18 protein-coding genes are annotated in these 15,564 nt (G+C 40.3%); 4 read left to right on the top strand and 14 right to left on the bottom strand.

Annotated features, from left to right (window positions below; genetic code table 11):
* Positions 1-42: 42 nt before the first annotated feature.
* The 13 genes from tnpA to WG989_RS01215 all read right to left on the bottom strand — a co-directional run bounded on the left by tnpA (position 43) and on the right by WG989_RS01215 (position 9,973).
* Positions 43-504: an IS200/IS605 family transposase gene (tnpA, locus tag WG989_RS01275; protein ID WP_340426751.1), complete on the bottom strand. Its 462-nt coding sequence runs from the start codon at positions 502-504 to the stop codon at positions 43-45.
* Positions 505-601: 97 nt separating this feature from the next.
* Positions 602-2,533, bottom strand: coding sequence for an NADH-quinone oxidoreductase subunit L (nuoL, locus tag WG989_RS01270; protein WP_340426750.1), 1,932 nt, complete (start codon positions 2,531-2,533; stop codon positions 602-604).
* 3 nt (positions 2,534-2,536) lie between these two features.
* Complete coding sequence (nuoK, locus tag WG989_RS01265) at positions 2,537-2,851, bottom strand: NADH-quinone oxidoreductase subunit NuoK (RefSeq protein WP_340426749.1); 315 nt, start codon at positions 2,849-2,851, stop codon at positions 2,537-2,539.
* On the bottom strand, positions 2,848-3,363 hold the full coding sequence (locus WG989_RS01260; protein ID WP_324231934.1) for an NADH-quinone oxidoreductase subunit J family protein: 516 nt from the start codon (positions 3,361-3,363) through the stop codon (positions 2,848-2,850). Before WG989_RS01260 ends, nuoK begins: the two co-directional genes overlap by 4 nt.
* Before the next feature lie 28 nt (positions 3,364-3,391).
* Positions 3,392-3,832, bottom strand: coding sequence for a 4Fe-4S binding protein (locus WG989_RS01255; protein WP_340426748.1), 441 nt, complete (start codon positions 3,830-3,832; stop codon positions 3,392-3,394).
* Positions 3,833-3,880: 48 nt separating this feature from the next.
* Complete coding sequence (gene nuoH / locus WG989_RS01250) at positions 3,881-4,957, bottom strand: NADH-quinone oxidoreductase subunit NuoH (protein WP_340426747.1); 1,077 nt, start codon at positions 4,955-4,957, stop codon at positions 3,881-3,883.
* 28 nt (positions 4,958-4,985) lie between these two features.
* Positions 4,986-5,417 (bottom strand): ExbD/TolR family protein, encoded by a 432-nt coding sequence (locus WG989_RS01245; protein ID WP_340426746.1) that lies wholly within the window; start codon positions 5,415-5,417, stop codon positions 4,986-4,988.
* Positions 5,418-5,502: 85 nt separating this feature from the next.
* Entirely contained in the window at positions 5,503-6,618 is a 1,116-nt protein-coding gene (locus WG989_RS01240; protein WP_340426745.1) for an NADH-quinone oxidoreductase subunit D, read from the bottom strand.
* A 3-nt stretch (positions 6,619-6,621) separates the two neighbouring features.
* Positions 6,622-7,080 (bottom strand): NADH-quinone oxidoreductase subunit C, encoded by a 459-nt coding sequence (locus WG989_RS01235; RefSeq protein ID WP_340426742.1) that lies wholly within the window; start codon positions 7,078-7,080, stop codon positions 6,622-6,624.
* Positions 7,077-7,619: an NADH-quinone oxidoreductase subunit B gene (locus tag WG989_RS01230; protein ID WP_324231929.1), complete on the bottom strand. Its 543-nt coding sequence runs from the start codon at positions 7,617-7,619 to the stop codon at positions 7,077-7,079. The genes WG989_RS01235 and WG989_RS01230 overlap by 4 nt, the downstream gene beginning before the upstream one ends.
* A 35-nt stretch (positions 7,620-7,654) precedes the next feature.
* Positions 7,655-8,005, bottom strand: coding sequence for an NADH-quinone oxidoreductase subunit A (locus tag WG989_RS01225; RefSeq protein WP_340426740.1), 351 nt, complete (start codon positions 8,003-8,005; stop codon positions 7,655-7,657).
* A gap of 212 nt (positions 8,006-8,217) precedes the next feature.
* Positions 8,218-8,937: a ferredoxin--NADP reductase gene (locus tag WG989_RS01220; protein WP_340426739.1), complete on the bottom strand. Its 720-nt coding sequence runs from the start codon at positions 8,935-8,937 to the stop codon at positions 8,218-8,220.
* A gap of 199 nt (positions 8,938-9,136) precedes the next feature.
* A complete protein-coding gene (locus WG989_RS01215) occupies positions 9,137-9,973 on the bottom strand; it encodes a dienelactone hydrolase family protein (RefSeq protein ID WP_340426738.1) in 837 nt (278 codons plus the stop codon).
* 319 nt (positions 9,974-10,292) lie between these two features.
* Between WG989_RS01215 and atpD the strand changes: the two genes are divergently transcribed.
* Positions 10,293-11,792, top strand: a complete 1,500-nt coding sequence (atpD, locus tag WG989_RS01210) for a F0F1 ATP synthase subunit beta (protein WP_340426737.1) — start codon at positions 10,293-10,295, stop codon at positions 11,790-11,792.
* 16 nt (positions 11,793-11,808) lie between these two features.
* Positions 11,809-12,060: an ATP synthase F1 subunit epsilon gene (atpC, locus tag WG989_RS01205; RefSeq protein ID WP_340426735.1), complete on the top strand. Its 252-nt coding sequence runs from the start codon at positions 11,809-11,811 to the stop codon at positions 12,058-12,060.
* Between the two features lie 29 nt (positions 12,061-12,089).
* Here atpC and WG989_RS01200 read toward each other — a convergent pair whose 3' ends face one another.
* Positions 12,090-12,773 (bottom strand): hypothetical protein, encoded by a 684-nt coding sequence (locus tag WG989_RS01200; protein ID WP_340426734.1) that lies wholly within the window; start codon positions 12,771-12,773, stop codon positions 12,090-12,092.
* A gap of 112 nt (positions 12,774-12,885) precedes the next feature.
* Here WG989_RS01200 and WG989_RS01195 point away from each other — a divergent pair, with 112 nt between their 5' ends.
* Together WG989_RS01195 and WG989_RS01190 are read left to right on the top strand one after the other, a co-directional pair.
* Positions 12,886-14,778: a DUF4139 domain-containing protein gene (locus tag WG989_RS01195; RefSeq protein WP_340426733.1), complete on the top strand. Its 1,893-nt coding sequence runs from the start codon at positions 12,886-12,888 to the stop codon at positions 14,776-14,778.
* A 74-nt stretch (positions 14,779-14,852) separates the two neighbouring features.
* Positions 14,853-15,539 carry a TIGR04283 family arsenosugar biosynthesis glycosyltransferase gene (locus WG989_RS01190; protein WP_340426732.1) on the top strand — a complete coding sequence of 229 codons (687 nt, stop codon included), beginning with the start codon at positions 14,853-14,855 and terminating at the stop codon, positions 15,537-15,539.
* Positions 15,540-15,564 lie beyond the last annotated feature (25 nt).

Here is a 15,564-nt window from a genome sequence, read left to right as displayed (position 1 = left end):
ACAGGGGTTGTTGAGCTCCGTAGGAGCGATATGTTGAATTTGTCAGTCATAGAATTCAAATAGATATTTTGGGCTGAAATCAATTTCAAATTTTTCCAGAAATTCCACGTATTCCTGTTGAAAGGTTTTTCTTGTATGATGTTCAGGCTGATTCAGAATATAGTTTACAACAGTAGGTGCCTGTGATTTTGAATAACTGAAAGCTCCAAACCCTTCTTGCCAGCTAAATGACTCCGGAACAATTTTTTTGTCTTTGAGGAAAGAAGAAGAATTTGATTTAATATCTCTTGCTAAGTCTGATATAGATAAATCGGGCTTCATGCTCACAAGCAAATGCGTATGATCAGGCATGCAATAGATTGCATATAATTTTTGCTTCTTATTGTTTATAATACCTGTCATATACTTTTGCAGTTCTTCTCTAAACGGTTCTTTTATAAAATGCTCTCTGCCTTTTACAGCAAACACAATTTGTATGTATATCTGTGTGTAGGTGTTTGGCATTTCGGTTGATTTACATGTCGCTCCTACGGAGCTTGGCCTTTTATTGTGTCTTTATGTTCTACTAATATTACGCCCTTACAGGGCTTTTCTTCATTTATTATGGTTTCCAGAAATAAATAAATATGATTAAGAATGCAGCCAGTCCACCAAAGAAATACAACGTGTAGTTCTGTATTTTGCCGGATTGCAGATTTTTGATGAGACTTGAAATTTTTCCTGTACCTGTTGCAATACCATTCATCAACCCATCAACTATGTTGCGATCGATCCATGCAGCGGGCCGGCCAATAAAATTGAAGATGACTTTCTTTGTAATGAACAGGTACAATTCATCAATATAAAATTTCTTATATGCTGCTTTGTACAATCCGCCGAGTGCTGTTGCAACCTGTTGCGGTTTGTTGTTTTCATTTTTGTACATCAGCATTGCAATTAAAATACCTGCAAGACCAAGTGCCACAGGTGCAATAGAGAAACTTAAATGAAAATGCGATTCGAGTGCTTTGCCATCTGCAGAAACAAATTCGCCAAATGGAATAAAGCCTGCAGCAAGTGTACATACTGCTAAAAGGATCAACGGAAGTTTCATGGAGAATGTTCCTTCACCATGGTTGTTGTGGACGTCTGTTTGTTTATTCCAGAAAATAGAAAAATACAAACGGAACATATAGAAAGCAGTTAGCCCCGATGTGAGCAATGCGATCACGTACACGATCATGCTTGAATTGTAAGCAGCCAACAAAATTTCTTCTTTACTGAAGAAGCCTGCAAATGGAGGAACACCTGCAATCGCAAGACAAGCAATTAAAAAGCTGATATGTGAAATGGGCATGTATTTGCGCAGGCCGCCCATATCTTTCATATTGTTGCTGTGTACTAAATGAATAACAGCACCTGCTCCGAGGAACAATAATGATTTGAAAAATGCATGTGTAAACAAATGAAACATAGAAGCAGTGTAGCCCAAACCGTTTTCACCACCTGTGCCACTTACACCTAATGCAAACATCATGTAACCGATCTGGCTCATGGTAGAGTAGGCGAGTACACGTTTAATATCTGTTTGGGTACAGGCGATCACTGCAGCAAATAAGGCAGACACTAAACCAACAATTGTAACAATGGATAATGCTTCTTCATTCACAGCGAACAAAGGGAATAATCTTGCAACTAAATAAACACCGGCCACCACCATTGTTGCAGCATGGATCAATGCAGAAACAGGTGTAGGGCCTTCCATTGCATCGGGTAACCAGATATGCAGTGGGAACATGGCACTTTTGCCGGCTCCACCCATGAACACGAGGGTTAATCCCCATGTTAAGGCCGATACGCCAATGAATGATGCAGATGTGATGGTAACAAACTGTGATGATTGCTGCGCCGTTAAATTTTGTATAATGGTGTTGAAGTCTAAACTTTCGCCATAGAATGCCAATACTAAAATGCCGATGAGAAAACCAAGATCAGCAAAGCGTGTGACAATGAATGCTTTTTTTGATGCAGCCACTGCTGATGGTTTCTGAAAATAATAACCAATGAGTAAATAAGATGATGCGCCTACCAATTCCCAGAACATGTATATCTGGAAGAGATTAGATGACACCACCAATCCCAACATTGAAAAGGTAAACAGGCCGAGGAATGCATAGTAAGTTGCAAAGCGTTCTTCGCCTTTCATATATCCAAGGCTGAAGATGTGCACCATTAGCGAAACAAATGTTACCACCACCAACATCATCACCGAAATTGGGTCGAGAATGATACCCATGTCGATGGAAACATTTTCAGAAAACGATAACCAGGTGAATTTAAATGCAGTGATGGTTTGATAAGTGTCACCCACCTTTCCATCAACAAAAAAATACTGATAAGCAGTGTAGATGGAAAGCACAGTTGAGATCAACAGCAAACCTGTTCCTATAATGCCTGCTGACTGATTCATGTATTTCCTGCCAAACATACCCAGCAGTACAAATGCTGCAAGCGGTAGTAAAGGAATCAATGCGATGTATGAAGAGTAATTCATGTCTTAGTATTTCATTTCAGTGGCGTCTTCCACATCAATGGAATTATGACTGCGGTAGAGATTGATGATGATGGCAATCGCTACAGCTGCTTCTGCAGCTGCAATCGTAATAATGAAGATGGTAAAGAAGATGCCGTCTAATTTATCGGGATACAAATATTTATTGAATGCAACAAAGTTGATGTTGACACTGTTCAGCATTAATTCAATGGCCATGAGCATGGTGATCATGTTTCTTCTTGTAAACAAACCATACATGCCAATGAAGAACAGGGCCGTGCTGACGAATAGAATATTTGAAACAGGAATGTCGCTCATTTTTCTTCAGGTTTTGTTTTTAATGCAATAACAATACAACCAACCATGGCTGCCAGTAATAACATACTCACTACTTCAAATGGCAAAGAATAACCACCTTGCTCTGTATTCAACATTGCTTTACCAATGCGTGCAACATCATTATCAAACGGCTGATCAATGGTGACAAAGCCATATTGATCAATTAATAAATAGGTAAACGCAAAGCCAAACAATACGGCCAAGGCTCCTGCAATGGTTCTTACCAGTGGCGCTTTGGGCATTTCCTTGCCTGATTGCTGCGTTAGAAAAATTGAAAAGATAATGAGTACAACAATGCCGCCTACGTACACAACAATTTGCACCGCAGCAATAAACTGCACATCCATCCAGAAATAAAGACCGGCTATGCCAACTAATGAAAACAAAAGCCAGATAGCCGAACGGAAAATTTTTCTCGTAGTTACTGATAAAACACCCATGCTCAGAATAAAAGCTGAGATGAGATAAAATATAATTTGTGATGCAGTCATTTCAGTTCGTTATAAAACCAATATTCAATTATTCAACACCCTCCCTGATCTTCGATCCGGGTTGGTTCAATGTCTTTGTCAGTTTACTTCTGTCGAACACACTGTGTTCAAATGTTTGCGCCATCTTAATTGCACCTGTAGGGCAAGCCTCCACACATAAATTGCACATGGTGCATAATTCAAGATGATAAACAAATGTGTCGATTGCTTTTTTCTTCTTGCCTGTTTCTGCATCCACATCAAACTTGGTAATGATCTTGATGGTTGCATTCGGGCAAGCCAATTCACAAGCAGTACAACCGGTACACGCATGTTCATTGTTCTCATCATGTATCATTACCACTTCGCCTTTGAAGCGTTCGGGCAATACCAACGTATCCCTGTTATCAGGATATTGTTCAGTAATGATCTCTTTGTGGTGTGTGAAATAATAGCCGGTACGTTTCATACCTGTTGCTAGTGATTTCATTGCACCCCAGACGTCTTTTATGTATTGTTTTAAAAACATAATGCTACATTAAAAATGCCAACCCAATATGGCGATCAACGTTACCAGCAATAAATTAAACATGCTGATCGGTAATAAATATTTCCACTCAAGATTCAATAACTGATCAATACGTAACCGTGGGAACGTCCAGCGGAACCACATGATCAGAAATATTAAAAAGAATGTTTTTCCAAAGAACCATATACTCGATGGAATATAATCCATCACATGATTGAATGCATCCCAGTTACCAATGTGAAACGGCATCCATCCACCTAAAAATAATGTTGCACCGATCGCACAAACAATAAACACATTCACATATTCAGCCAGGAAAAAGAGTGCGAATTTCATCCCTGAATATTCTGTATGAAAACCTGCTGTTAATTCACTTTCTGCTTCTGCCATATCAAATGGAGCACGGTTCGTTTCTGCTGTTACAGCGATAATGAAAATGATAAAGGAAATAATAGCAGGGATATGTCCTTTAAATATCCACCAGCCATCAGCCTGTGCATTGATAATATCGCTTATACGCAAACTTCCTGTTAATACAACAATGGCAAGGATAGCAAGACCGGCAGATAATTCATAACTCACAATCTGAGCACCGCTGCGCATTGCACCAAGCAACGAGTATTTATTGTTGCTGGCCCAGCCTGCCATTAAAATGCTGATTACTGAGATAGATGATACTGCAGTAATATACAATACACCAATGTTGAGATCCCATAGTTGAAAATCTTTGGCAAAGGCGATGGGCGCCATCAACAACATGGCAACAATCATGGCCACAAACGGTGCTACATTAAATAATAATTTATCAGCGCCACCGGGTGTCATTCCTTCTTTCACCAATAACTTTAAGGTATCTGCTAATGATTGAAACATTCCCTTCGGACCCACACGATTTGGTCCTAAACGGATTTGTATCCATGCAGATACTTTGCGTTCCATGATCACCAATATTAATCCGAGCATTGCAAATAAGCCAATCACTGCCACACCTGCTATCAGCATTTCAATAATGAGTGCTAATGTTGGATTTAAGGTTTCATTGAGCCATTGATCAATGCTTGTTGCTATGTTACTTAAGCTCCACATTTATATTTGTTTATTCTTCTTCATTGTTTTACTTCAGCTTATTAGCTAAGTCGATGTCTTCCTTCTTAACATCTACGATTGCGTATTTCATGATCTTGTTAATCTGCATTTCATCTAAAATATCTACTGTGTTTTTGTAAGCTGTTGTTTCTAACGGAACAATAAGAACGGTAAAAGAATTCTTTGCTACTTCTTCTTTTACCAGAAAAGTTCTAACGTCCTCAAGTGATCCCTTTTTTGCTTCAGTATTGTTTTTATAATAAATAAATTCATTTACGCCACTAATCAAAACCGTTACAGTCGAATCCGGACTTATCAGTTCTCCCTTTGTTTTGTCAGCATTTACTACTACCGTTTTCGGGCTTGACATCCTTGTTGTTATATAAAAGAACACAACAGGTGTTGCAATCACAAATAGCAGTAGCACCGCTATAAGTAAAATCACTTTTTTACGTTTCATAGTTTGCGTTTTATAGATGTGTTATAGTGTTTTATAAATTAGTAAGTGTCTACAAATAAGTGAGCCCTGTGTTTTGGTGGTCTTCTTATCTATCAATATCCGGTATCACCAGATCCAATGTCCCCATTGCGGCAATCAAATCGCCGATCTTTCCACCTTTCACCAAATGATTCAATGCCGATAAATTGGAGAATCCTGGTGAACGGAATTTAATACGGTAAGGAGTTGTTCCACCTTCGCTCACAATGTACACACCCAACTCGCCACGTGCTGTTTCTGCTTTTGTATAGAATTCACCTTTGGGTAATTTCAACACAGCTTTTGTTTTTGCCTGAAAATCACCTTCCGGAATATTATCAATTAATTGTTCAATAATGCGGATCGATTGTTGCATTTCACGAAGCCTTACCATATACCGAGCGAACGAATCGCCACCTGTCTCCAGCACTTCATCAAATTCAAGCTTATCATAAATTTCATACGGATAGTGCTTACGTGTATCACAACTTACTCCGCTTCCTCTTGCTACCGGTCCCGTACAACCGTAGGAGATGGCATCTTCGGGAGAAATATAACCAACAGCTTTCATTCTGTTCTGGAAAATGATATTGCCGGTTACCATTTCATCGTATTCGTGAATTTTACTTTTGTATAGTTGTATGAAATCCTTCACCCGTTTTTGAAAGTTGGGATGAAGATCATGCATTACACCACCGGGTACCATGTAGTTCATGGTAAGTCGTGCACCACATGTTTCTTCCATAATATCATTGATGCTTTCCCTTTCACGAAATGCATGAAAGAAAGGAGTGAAGGCACCAAGATCCATCGCCATTGCTCCCCACCATAATTCATGTGAAGCAATACGTGTAAGCTCATCCATCAACACACGGATCACTTGTGCTCTTGCCGGAACTTCTATTTGCATTCCTTTCTCTACACACATGGCACATGCATGATTGTTGATGTGTGCAGAAAGATAATCCATGCGACTGGTTACATAAATAAACTGGCGGTAGGTAAGGCTTTCGCACATCTTTTCAATTGAGCGATGAATATAACCGAGATGCGGTTCTACATTCTTAATGGTCTCGCCGTTTAGCGTAATTACCAAATGCAATACGCCATGTGTGGCAGGGTGCTGTGGTCCTACGTTAATGATTAAATCGCCTTCTGTTGTTGTACCTACTTCTTCAAACATAAATTAGAGTCTGATCATGTTAATCGGATCTTCAAAATCTTTCAGCATTGGTTTCTTTCCTTCCCATCCATCGGGTAATATCAGCAAACGCAGATCGGGATGGTTCAGAAATTTCACACCAAACATTTCATATACTTCACGTTCGTGAAATTCTGCCGTGCGCCAAATATGGCTTACGGTTTCGATTTCAGGATTTATTCTGTCGACTTTTGCTTTTACCACCAGTTCGTGACGATGAATGGTTGAACGCAGATGATACACCATTGTTAAATGCGTTTTCCAATCAACACAGGTCAAACAAAAAAGAAAATTGAATTGCAGTGAAGCATCATTGCGTAAATGTTGAGCAAAGGATACCCAATCAGTTGCTTCGATGTTGATAGTTAGGAAATCGCTGCCATCTTCCATTACTGCGGAAGGTAGCCGTATTCCGATGCTTGTCTTTAATTCTTCGTTCGTCATATACTTTCTTTTCCTTCCTTTATTTGTTCTCTTGTTAAACCACTTTTGATCTTTTCCTGCAATGAGATCAACGCATGTAATAATGCTTCCGGGCGTGGCGGACAACCGGCCACATACACATCAACCGGTATAACATGGTCTGCACCTTTTACAACCGAGTATGTATTATAAAAGAAAGGGCCTCCGCTGATAGCGCAGGCACCCATTGCAATCACATATTTTGGATCGGCCATTTGATCGTACAAACGTTTCAGCACCGGTGCCATTTTATTTACGATGGTACCAGCTATAATAATTACATCGGCCTGACGTGGTGTGGCACGTGCTACTTCAAAACCAAAACGGGAGAAATCATATTTGGCACCTGCAGTACTCATCATTTCAATACCACAACAACTTGTGGCGAACGTAAGCGGCCATAATGAATTGGAACGTGCCCAGTTGATCACATCATCCAATTTGCTGAGGACAATACCACCGCCCGGTGTTTCGTGGATCTGTCCGGGAAAATCTGTTGCGGTATGTTGTTGTTCTGTCATCTGGTACTTTTGGTTGGGTGTTGTTTACGATTATTTTATTTCCATTTTAATGCGCCTTTTTTATGTGCATATAAAAAGCCCATAAATAAAATGAAGAAGAAGATCACAATTTCAATGAGCGCCAGCCAGCCAGTTTGTTTCGCTGCAACGGCCCATGGATATAAAAAGATGAGCTCCACATCAAAAATTAAAAAGATGAGAGCGAATAAATAATAACCTACATTAAATTGGATCCAGCTGGGGCCAACGGTTGGTATACCGCATTCGTAAGGCTCAGATTTTTGCTTGTTCTTTGTGGCCTTGGTCACCACTTTTGCGATAAGAATAGCGCCGGCCGAAAAGGCAATGGCAGCAAGTATTAACAGGATGAGTGAGGCAGCACCCATAAACAGATTGGTTTGTTTGTGGTTTAAATTACATCATTATTCTCTTCCACCTGTCGTTATCATATAAAAAGTTATTCAGAATCTTTTTTCAGAAAATGATTTCGACAAATGCTTTTCTTTTGAAAGGCGAAAGGTCGCAGTTGAATGAATGACATCAATTGATGATCGTCATCAAAAAAACTGTTTCCTCTCATCTGTTGTAATGATGAACATTATCCATATAACTCCTGATGAATCGCTTTCTTATCGTAGCCCATTTCCATAATGCGCTTCTTTGTTTCATCGATCATGGCTTTCCATCCGCAGAGATAAAAACTTGCTTCTTGTCTGCTGCTGCATAACTCTTCGTAGATAGGATGTACATAACCGGTGCGACCCTCCCATTCTTCCCGTGAAAGCGTGGGTACATAATGAAAGCCCGGAAGTTCTTTCTGCAGCTGTGTTAATTCTTCGTAATAAAGAAGGTCTGTTTTTTTGCGTGTGCCAAACAACAGATAAATATTTTTATGCGGAAGATTATGCAACTTAATATAATGTGCCATACTGCGGAATGGTGCAATACCTGTTCCTGTACAAATAAAGAAGAGATCTTTTTCAATTGGGTCGGGCAACGTAAACACACCCATAGCACCACGTACAGGAAATTCGGTTCCTACAGTTGCGTTATTAAATAACCAGGTGGTGCCTGCACCTGCTTCATTTAATACAATGAGCAGTTCAAATACATTGGTACCATCGGGCCATGATGCAATGCTGTAACTGCGTAGGCGTTTGCTTTGCTGTTCGTGAATCGGAAATTCGAGCTGCACAAATTGACCGGGCTTAAAATCAAATACATCCAGTTCTGAAAGCTGGATCCAGTAACGTTTTGTATTGGGCGTTTCGTCAACAATACGAATGATCTTGCCGGTACGCCAGGGTTGAAGCGCCATGAGTTGGTTGTTTTTGGTGCCTCAATTTATTTTATATGAAGTTATAAACCAATCTTTTTTACGAAAACGAGTGCGTAGAAATGTGTTTCATGCAGAATAACCTATTTACTCAAATGAGGAACTGATGAAGTTGCAGTAAAACTGCCTGCAATAAAAAAAGGGCTTTCTTTCGAAAGCCCTTCCACTAATTGAATAGTAATTACTGTTGTTGGAACAGCGAGGTAAAGAATTCGTTCATATCCTTCCAGCTGGCTGTATCAGCTGCTGCGTTATACTTGATTGGAATTTTAAATTTTTCGCCCATTGCTGTTGCGTTGGGATTGGTGAATGCGTGCACCGCATCTGCATATTCTTCAAATGTATAAGCAATGCCTGTTGAATCCATCTCTTTTTTGAATTTGGCCACTTCTTCAACCGGTACAAATGGATCGGCCGCACCATGACAAACAAGGATCTTTGATTTCAACAAGTCCTTATTAAGTGGAGTGCCAACTAAATTTCCATGAAAGCTTACCACGCCTTTTAAGTCGATACCCATGCGGGCAGTATTCAATACCATTGCTCCGCCAAAGCAATAACCGATAGCTGCAACATTGGCTGCATCGGTTTGCGGATAGGTTTTGATTTTAGCAATGGCCGCTTCAATACGGGTTTTTGCCATTTGTGGGTTTTGATAAAAAGGAGTTGCAAACGCTCCGGCACTATCCGGGTTATCGGCTGTTTTACCATTGCCATACATATCAATGGCCATAGCAATATAGCCAAGCTTCGCAAGTTCACGGGCACGCATCATTCCATAGTCAGTCAATCCCCACCATTCCGGAACTACCAATACAGCCGGGCGGGCACCTTCAATATTTTCATCGTACACCACAAAGCCATTCATGGTAATACTGTCGCCGGTATACGTGATGCTTTCTTCTTTCAGAACAGGTTCTTTCGTTTCAGTTGTTGTTGTGGCTTCTTCGTTGTTACAGGCAGCAAATGCTGCAATTGCTAAAACTGGTAACAAAAAGCGGAGAGACATACGTTTCATTCGTTTGTATTTAAGATTAAACATTGTGCTCAATAACCACAAAGTGAGCAAAAAGTTTTGAATTGACGGGTATTGTGCAAAAAGAAGCGGTTTTGTAAATCAGTCGATGGGCTGTGGGATGGAAGCGGCACCGGAGCAAAGCGGAGGTACAGCGTACAGCCCGAACCAAAGAAAAACCAAGGCTCAAAAGTCCACAGCCCCAAGGTTTTCCGGCTTTTTTCCCCAATTTTAAAAATCGGGGTCAACAAATTGGCAATTCATTCTCCCACCCTTACCTTTGCGCCCTGAATAATAACCCCTTTTCTTAAATACATTGACTATGGCCAATATTGGTAAGGTTAAACAGGTGATCGGAGCCGTTGTAGACGTTCAGTTTCACGGTACTCTCCCCGAAATTTACAGTGCTCTTGAATTAAAGCGTCCAAACGGTGAAATCCTTGTAATGGAAGTGCAACAGCACCTCGGCGAGGACAGTGTTCGTACCATTGCGATGGACGGAACCGAAGGTTTGGTACGTGGAATGGAAGTGGTGGATACAGGTAAGAACATTACCATGCCAACCGGTGAACTCATCAGCGGCCGTTTGTTCAATGTAACTGGTGATGCCATTGATGGTTTGCCACAGGTAAGTAAAGAGGGTGGTCGTGCAATTCACGCCAAACCTCCTGCATTTGAACATTTGAGTACAACCAACGAGATCCTGTTTACAGGTATCAAAGTAATTGACCTGATCGAGCCATATGTAAAAGGTGGTAAGATCGGTTTGTTTGGTGGTGCCGGTGTAGGTAAAACGGTATTGATTCAGGAATTGATCAACAATATTGCAAAAGGTTACGGTGGTTTGTCGGTATTTGCCGGTGTAGGTGAGCGTACCCGTGAAGGAAATGATCTGTTGCGTGAAATGATCGAAGCAGGCATTATGAACTATGGTGATGCTTTCAAGCACAGCATGGAAGAAGGTGGATGGGATTTGAGCAAAGTGGATATGGAAGGATTGAAAGAATCAAAAGCAACCTTCGTATTCGGACAAATGAACGAACCTCCAGGTGCACGTGCTCGTGTGGCTCTTTCAGGTTTGACAATTGCTGAGTATTTCCGTGATGGAGATGGTACAGGCAAAGGAAAAGATATCTTGTTCTTCGTTGATAATATCTTCCGTTTCACACAAGCCGGTTCTGAGGTATCAGCGTTGTTGGGCCGTATGCCTTCAGCGGTAGGTTACCAACCAACGCTTGCAACTGAAATGGGATTGATGCAGGAGCGTATTACTTCAACACGTAACGGTTCAATTACCTCTGTACAGGCGGTATATGTACCTGCGGATGATTTGACCGATCCGGCACCTGCAACAACTTTCGCTCACTTGGATGCTACTACGGTATTGGATCGTAAGATCGCCGATCTTGGTATCTATCCGGCGGTAAGTCCGTTGGAATCTACTTCACGTATCCTTACTCCTGCAATTGTAGGTGATGCACATTATAAAACTGCTAACCGTGTGAAGTTGATCCTTCAGCGTTACAAGGAACTGCAGGATATCATCGCCATCCTTGGTATGGATGAATTGAGTGAAGAAGATAAAATGACTGTATTCCGTGCACGTAAAGTACAGCGTTTCCTTTCGCAGCCATTCCACGTTGCAGAAGCATTTACCGGTTTGAAGGGTGTATTCGTAAGTATCGAAGACACAATCCGTGGTTTCAATATGATCATGGATGGTGAAGTGGATGAATATCCTGAAGCATCATTCAACCTCGTTGGTACAATTGAAGATGCCATCGAAAAAGGTAAGAAGTTAATGGCAGCAGCAAAAGGATAACTAATTTGAAAATTGTATGAATTTAGAAATATTAACTCCACTCGGAAAGACATACAGCGGCGATGTAATTGGTGTACAGTTGCCGGGTATCGACGGTAGCTTTGAAGTATTGGATAACCATGCTCCGTTAGTAAGTGCGTTGAAAGCCGGACAGTTAAAGATACTGGTTGAAAAAAACCGTAACGAACTGTTTAAGATCCAGGGTGGTTTTGTAGAAGTGCTGAACAATAAAGTAACAGTACTGATTGAAGGAAGCGAAGCTGTGTAAACAGATTTAGATAAGTTTTGCAAGTCCCGTCAATTTTTTGTCGGGACTTTTTTATTTAGTGGCCAACTGAAATTATCTCCTAATTGACGTTTGAGCATTTCAACAAGTCCAACGATTTTCTGACACTCTTTATAATCGTAAATCTGGGGTAACCAGTAAGAGATGTATCGATATGAATGTGGCGTTGCAATCTCGAAATCATAGCCATAACCATCAAGTACTGGCTTTATTTTAAAGTTTTTAATGTCTCCTTGGGTGGGTAACTGCAATAAGCTGAAATAATTTATGCTGTCACGAAACAGTTTCCAGCCGCAATACGGTACAATCTTTTTTACAACAAATACACTGTCGCCCAGCCCTGTTAAATCAGTTAGGGTAAATACATTTCCATCAGCATTAGTAATTGGTAACATAAAAGAGTTGTAATGGTGGCCACTGGCTGTACCATTACCTAATTTAAAAATTAAGACATTTTTGGTGATATCGAATGCATGATTGGGCCAAATCCTTATTTCCAGTGAGTCAGAAGTTCCCACAGTGATATCTGGTAAATCAAAATAGCCATATAGGGATCGTCGGAAATTTAACAACTGTTTCTTATGCAAAGAAGTATCGTTTAAATTCGGGTAAAATTGGAACTCGTTTTCTTTTTGAGAACTGCAACCTAGTATTATTAGAATAAAGCCAAGGCTGACTTTTTTAACTTTGTTCATGTTGGTTTAACGAATTAAATTCAGCTAAAGTATTTTGTTGTTTAACAAGGCTTGTGTTTAGGTTATGTAATTGTCCTTTTTCCTGCATCCATCGTTCATAAAACAATTGTTTATGAAAACGAAATGGCTGCAATTTCTTCTTTATGTTCTTCCAATTACAGTAGTTGCTCAATCAGTAAAACGTGTTCCTGTTGAAACAAAAATGGAACAGGTAACTGTGTTTACGAAAGGGGCACAGGTAAAGCGAACCGTGAAACAATCCATCTCTGCAGGTAAGCAGGAGATCGTGTTCACCGGTATCTCCACCGATATTGAAAAGCAAAGTGTGCAGGTGAAAGCCGATGGCAGACTCACTATTTTATCGGTGCGTGTTCAACGTGATTATTTAAAAGAACAGGAAGTACGGGAAGAGATCAAAACAACGCAAGAGAAATTCTTTCAGCTGAATGACAAGATCAGTCTTACATCTAAAGTGCTGGAAGTATTTAAACAGGAAGAAGCAATGCTGATCAAGAACCAGCAGATAGCAGGATCAACTGTTACATTGAAGCCAGAAGAATTAAGACAATCACTCGATTTTCAAAGAACACGATTAACCGAAGTATTGAAACAAGAACTGACGTTGCAAAAAGAGATCGAAGAGATGAACAAGGAACGAAACAAACTTTCGAATCAACTGGCAGAAATGAGCAGAAAGATCGATCTCTCTACCAATGAAATTGTCATTCTCGTTGATGTAAAGGAAACAGCAACCGTTCCGTTTGAAATAACTTATCTCGTGCAAAAAGCTGGCTGGTATCCTACTTATAATATCCGTGTGAAAGATGTGGTGAGCAAGCTGCAACTTGAAATGAATGCGAATGTGTATCAAACAAGCGGTGAGAACTGGAACAACATCAAACTGGTTTTATCAACCGGTAATCCGAATGATAATAATTCAAAACCATTGATCAATCCATGGTTTATATCTTATGTAGATGCACAGATGAGTAATTATATGAAGCAATGGACCATCAGCGGCAGCGATCAAATGTTAATGGGAAGAGTAACGGATGATAAAGGAATACCAGTCCCGGGTGCAATCGTAACAGTGAAAGGAACAACACAAAACACCACAACGGATGCGAATGGATTTTACCGCATCAAAGCAAATGGAAATACACAATCATTAGTTGTATCATCAGTTGGGTATGAAGCTTATGAATTTGCAGCAGGAAGAAGTTTTGTTAGTGTGGCTATGAAACCTATGAATAATAATCTGCAGGAAGTAGTTGTGGTTGGCTATGGAACTTCAAATGATTTGGCTGGGGCAGTTCCGGGTATACAAGTAAGAGGAAAAACATCATTGAAAATGGAAAACAAATCAACCCCTTTGCAGGTTATTACTACTTTTCAACCCATCACTACACAATACGAAATACAGGAAATCGCAACGGTGAATAACGATGGCAAAGTAAATACGATGAGCATCAATGATAAAAGTATTGAAGCATATTATGAATACTACGCTGCACCAAAACTGGATGAAGCTGCATACCTCACAGCCAAGCTTATTAATTGGCAGGATCTTAATTTAATTCCCGGCGAAACCAATTTGTTTTTTGAAGGAACATTCCTTGGTAAATCCTACCTCGATCTGTCAACCGATTCTGATACGTTATCACTTTCATTGGGAGTTGATAAGGGTATCACCGTTAAACGAACGTTGTTGAAAGAATTCAGCAACAAGAAATTCCTCGGTAGCAATCGTACCGATACCAAGCATTATGAAATAACTGTTCGCAATAACAAGAATGTGCCGGTGAATATTATTGTGGAAGATCAGTTCCCTATTTCAACAATCAAAGAAATTGAAGTGGGTGATCTGAAATATGATGGAGGAAAGTTAAATGACGAGACAAAGATCATCACTTGGACTTATACCATTGATCCAAAGCAATTGAAGAAAATGGAAATGAAGTACAACGTAAAATACCCAAAGGAAAAGAAATTACAACTCGACTAAAGAATCAAAAACCGCAGCAAATCACTGCGGTTTTTTTCTGCGCCTTGCCTATCTTCATCCCCAATTTTGTTTGCATGATCTCAGTTATCATTCCTGTTTACAACGAAGAACAAACCATTGCAGCGCTGGTAACTTACCTGAAGCAGCATGGCGGCTCTTTGCTGGAGGAAATCATTGTATGTGATGCTGCCAGTACCGATGCAACAAAAGACGAAGCAGCGAAAGCAGGAGCAACGGTTGTTGTATCGCCACAAAAGGGCAGAGGTGCCCAGTTAAACTATGGTGCATCAAGAGCAAGTGGTTCAGTCTTTTATTTTGTACATGCTGATGTGTTTCCTCCGCAAAGTTTTGCAGCCGATATTCAACAGGCAATCCGGGATGGATTTGCACTCGGGCGTTACCGAACAAAATTCAACAGCAACAAATGGTTTTTATCAATCAACGCATGGTTTACCCGGTTCGATTGGTTTATTTGTTATGGCGGTGACCAGACCTTGTTTATTACAAAAGAACTATTCCAGTCTACTGGTGGTTATCGAAATGATATGCGGGTTATGGAAGATTATGAGTTTGTAAAACGGGCGAGGCAACAGGGGCGCTATAAAATTCTCCGTAAATCTGCGCTGATCTCAGCCCGCAAATACGATAAGAACAGTTGGTGGAAAGTGCAAACGGCCCATCGCAAAATCATAGCCATGTATCGAAAGGGAGCCTCGCAGGAAGAGATGGCTGTTGCCTACAAACGCTTACTGAATTGGTAAATACAAAAAACTAATATCTTCACGC

This window comes from Lacibacter sp. H407 (assembly GCF_037892605.1).
GTDB lineage: Bacteria > Bacteroidota > Bacteroidia > Chitinophagales > Chitinophagaceae > Lacibacter.
This window is presented reverse-complemented; position numbering and strand designations above follow the sequence as displayed.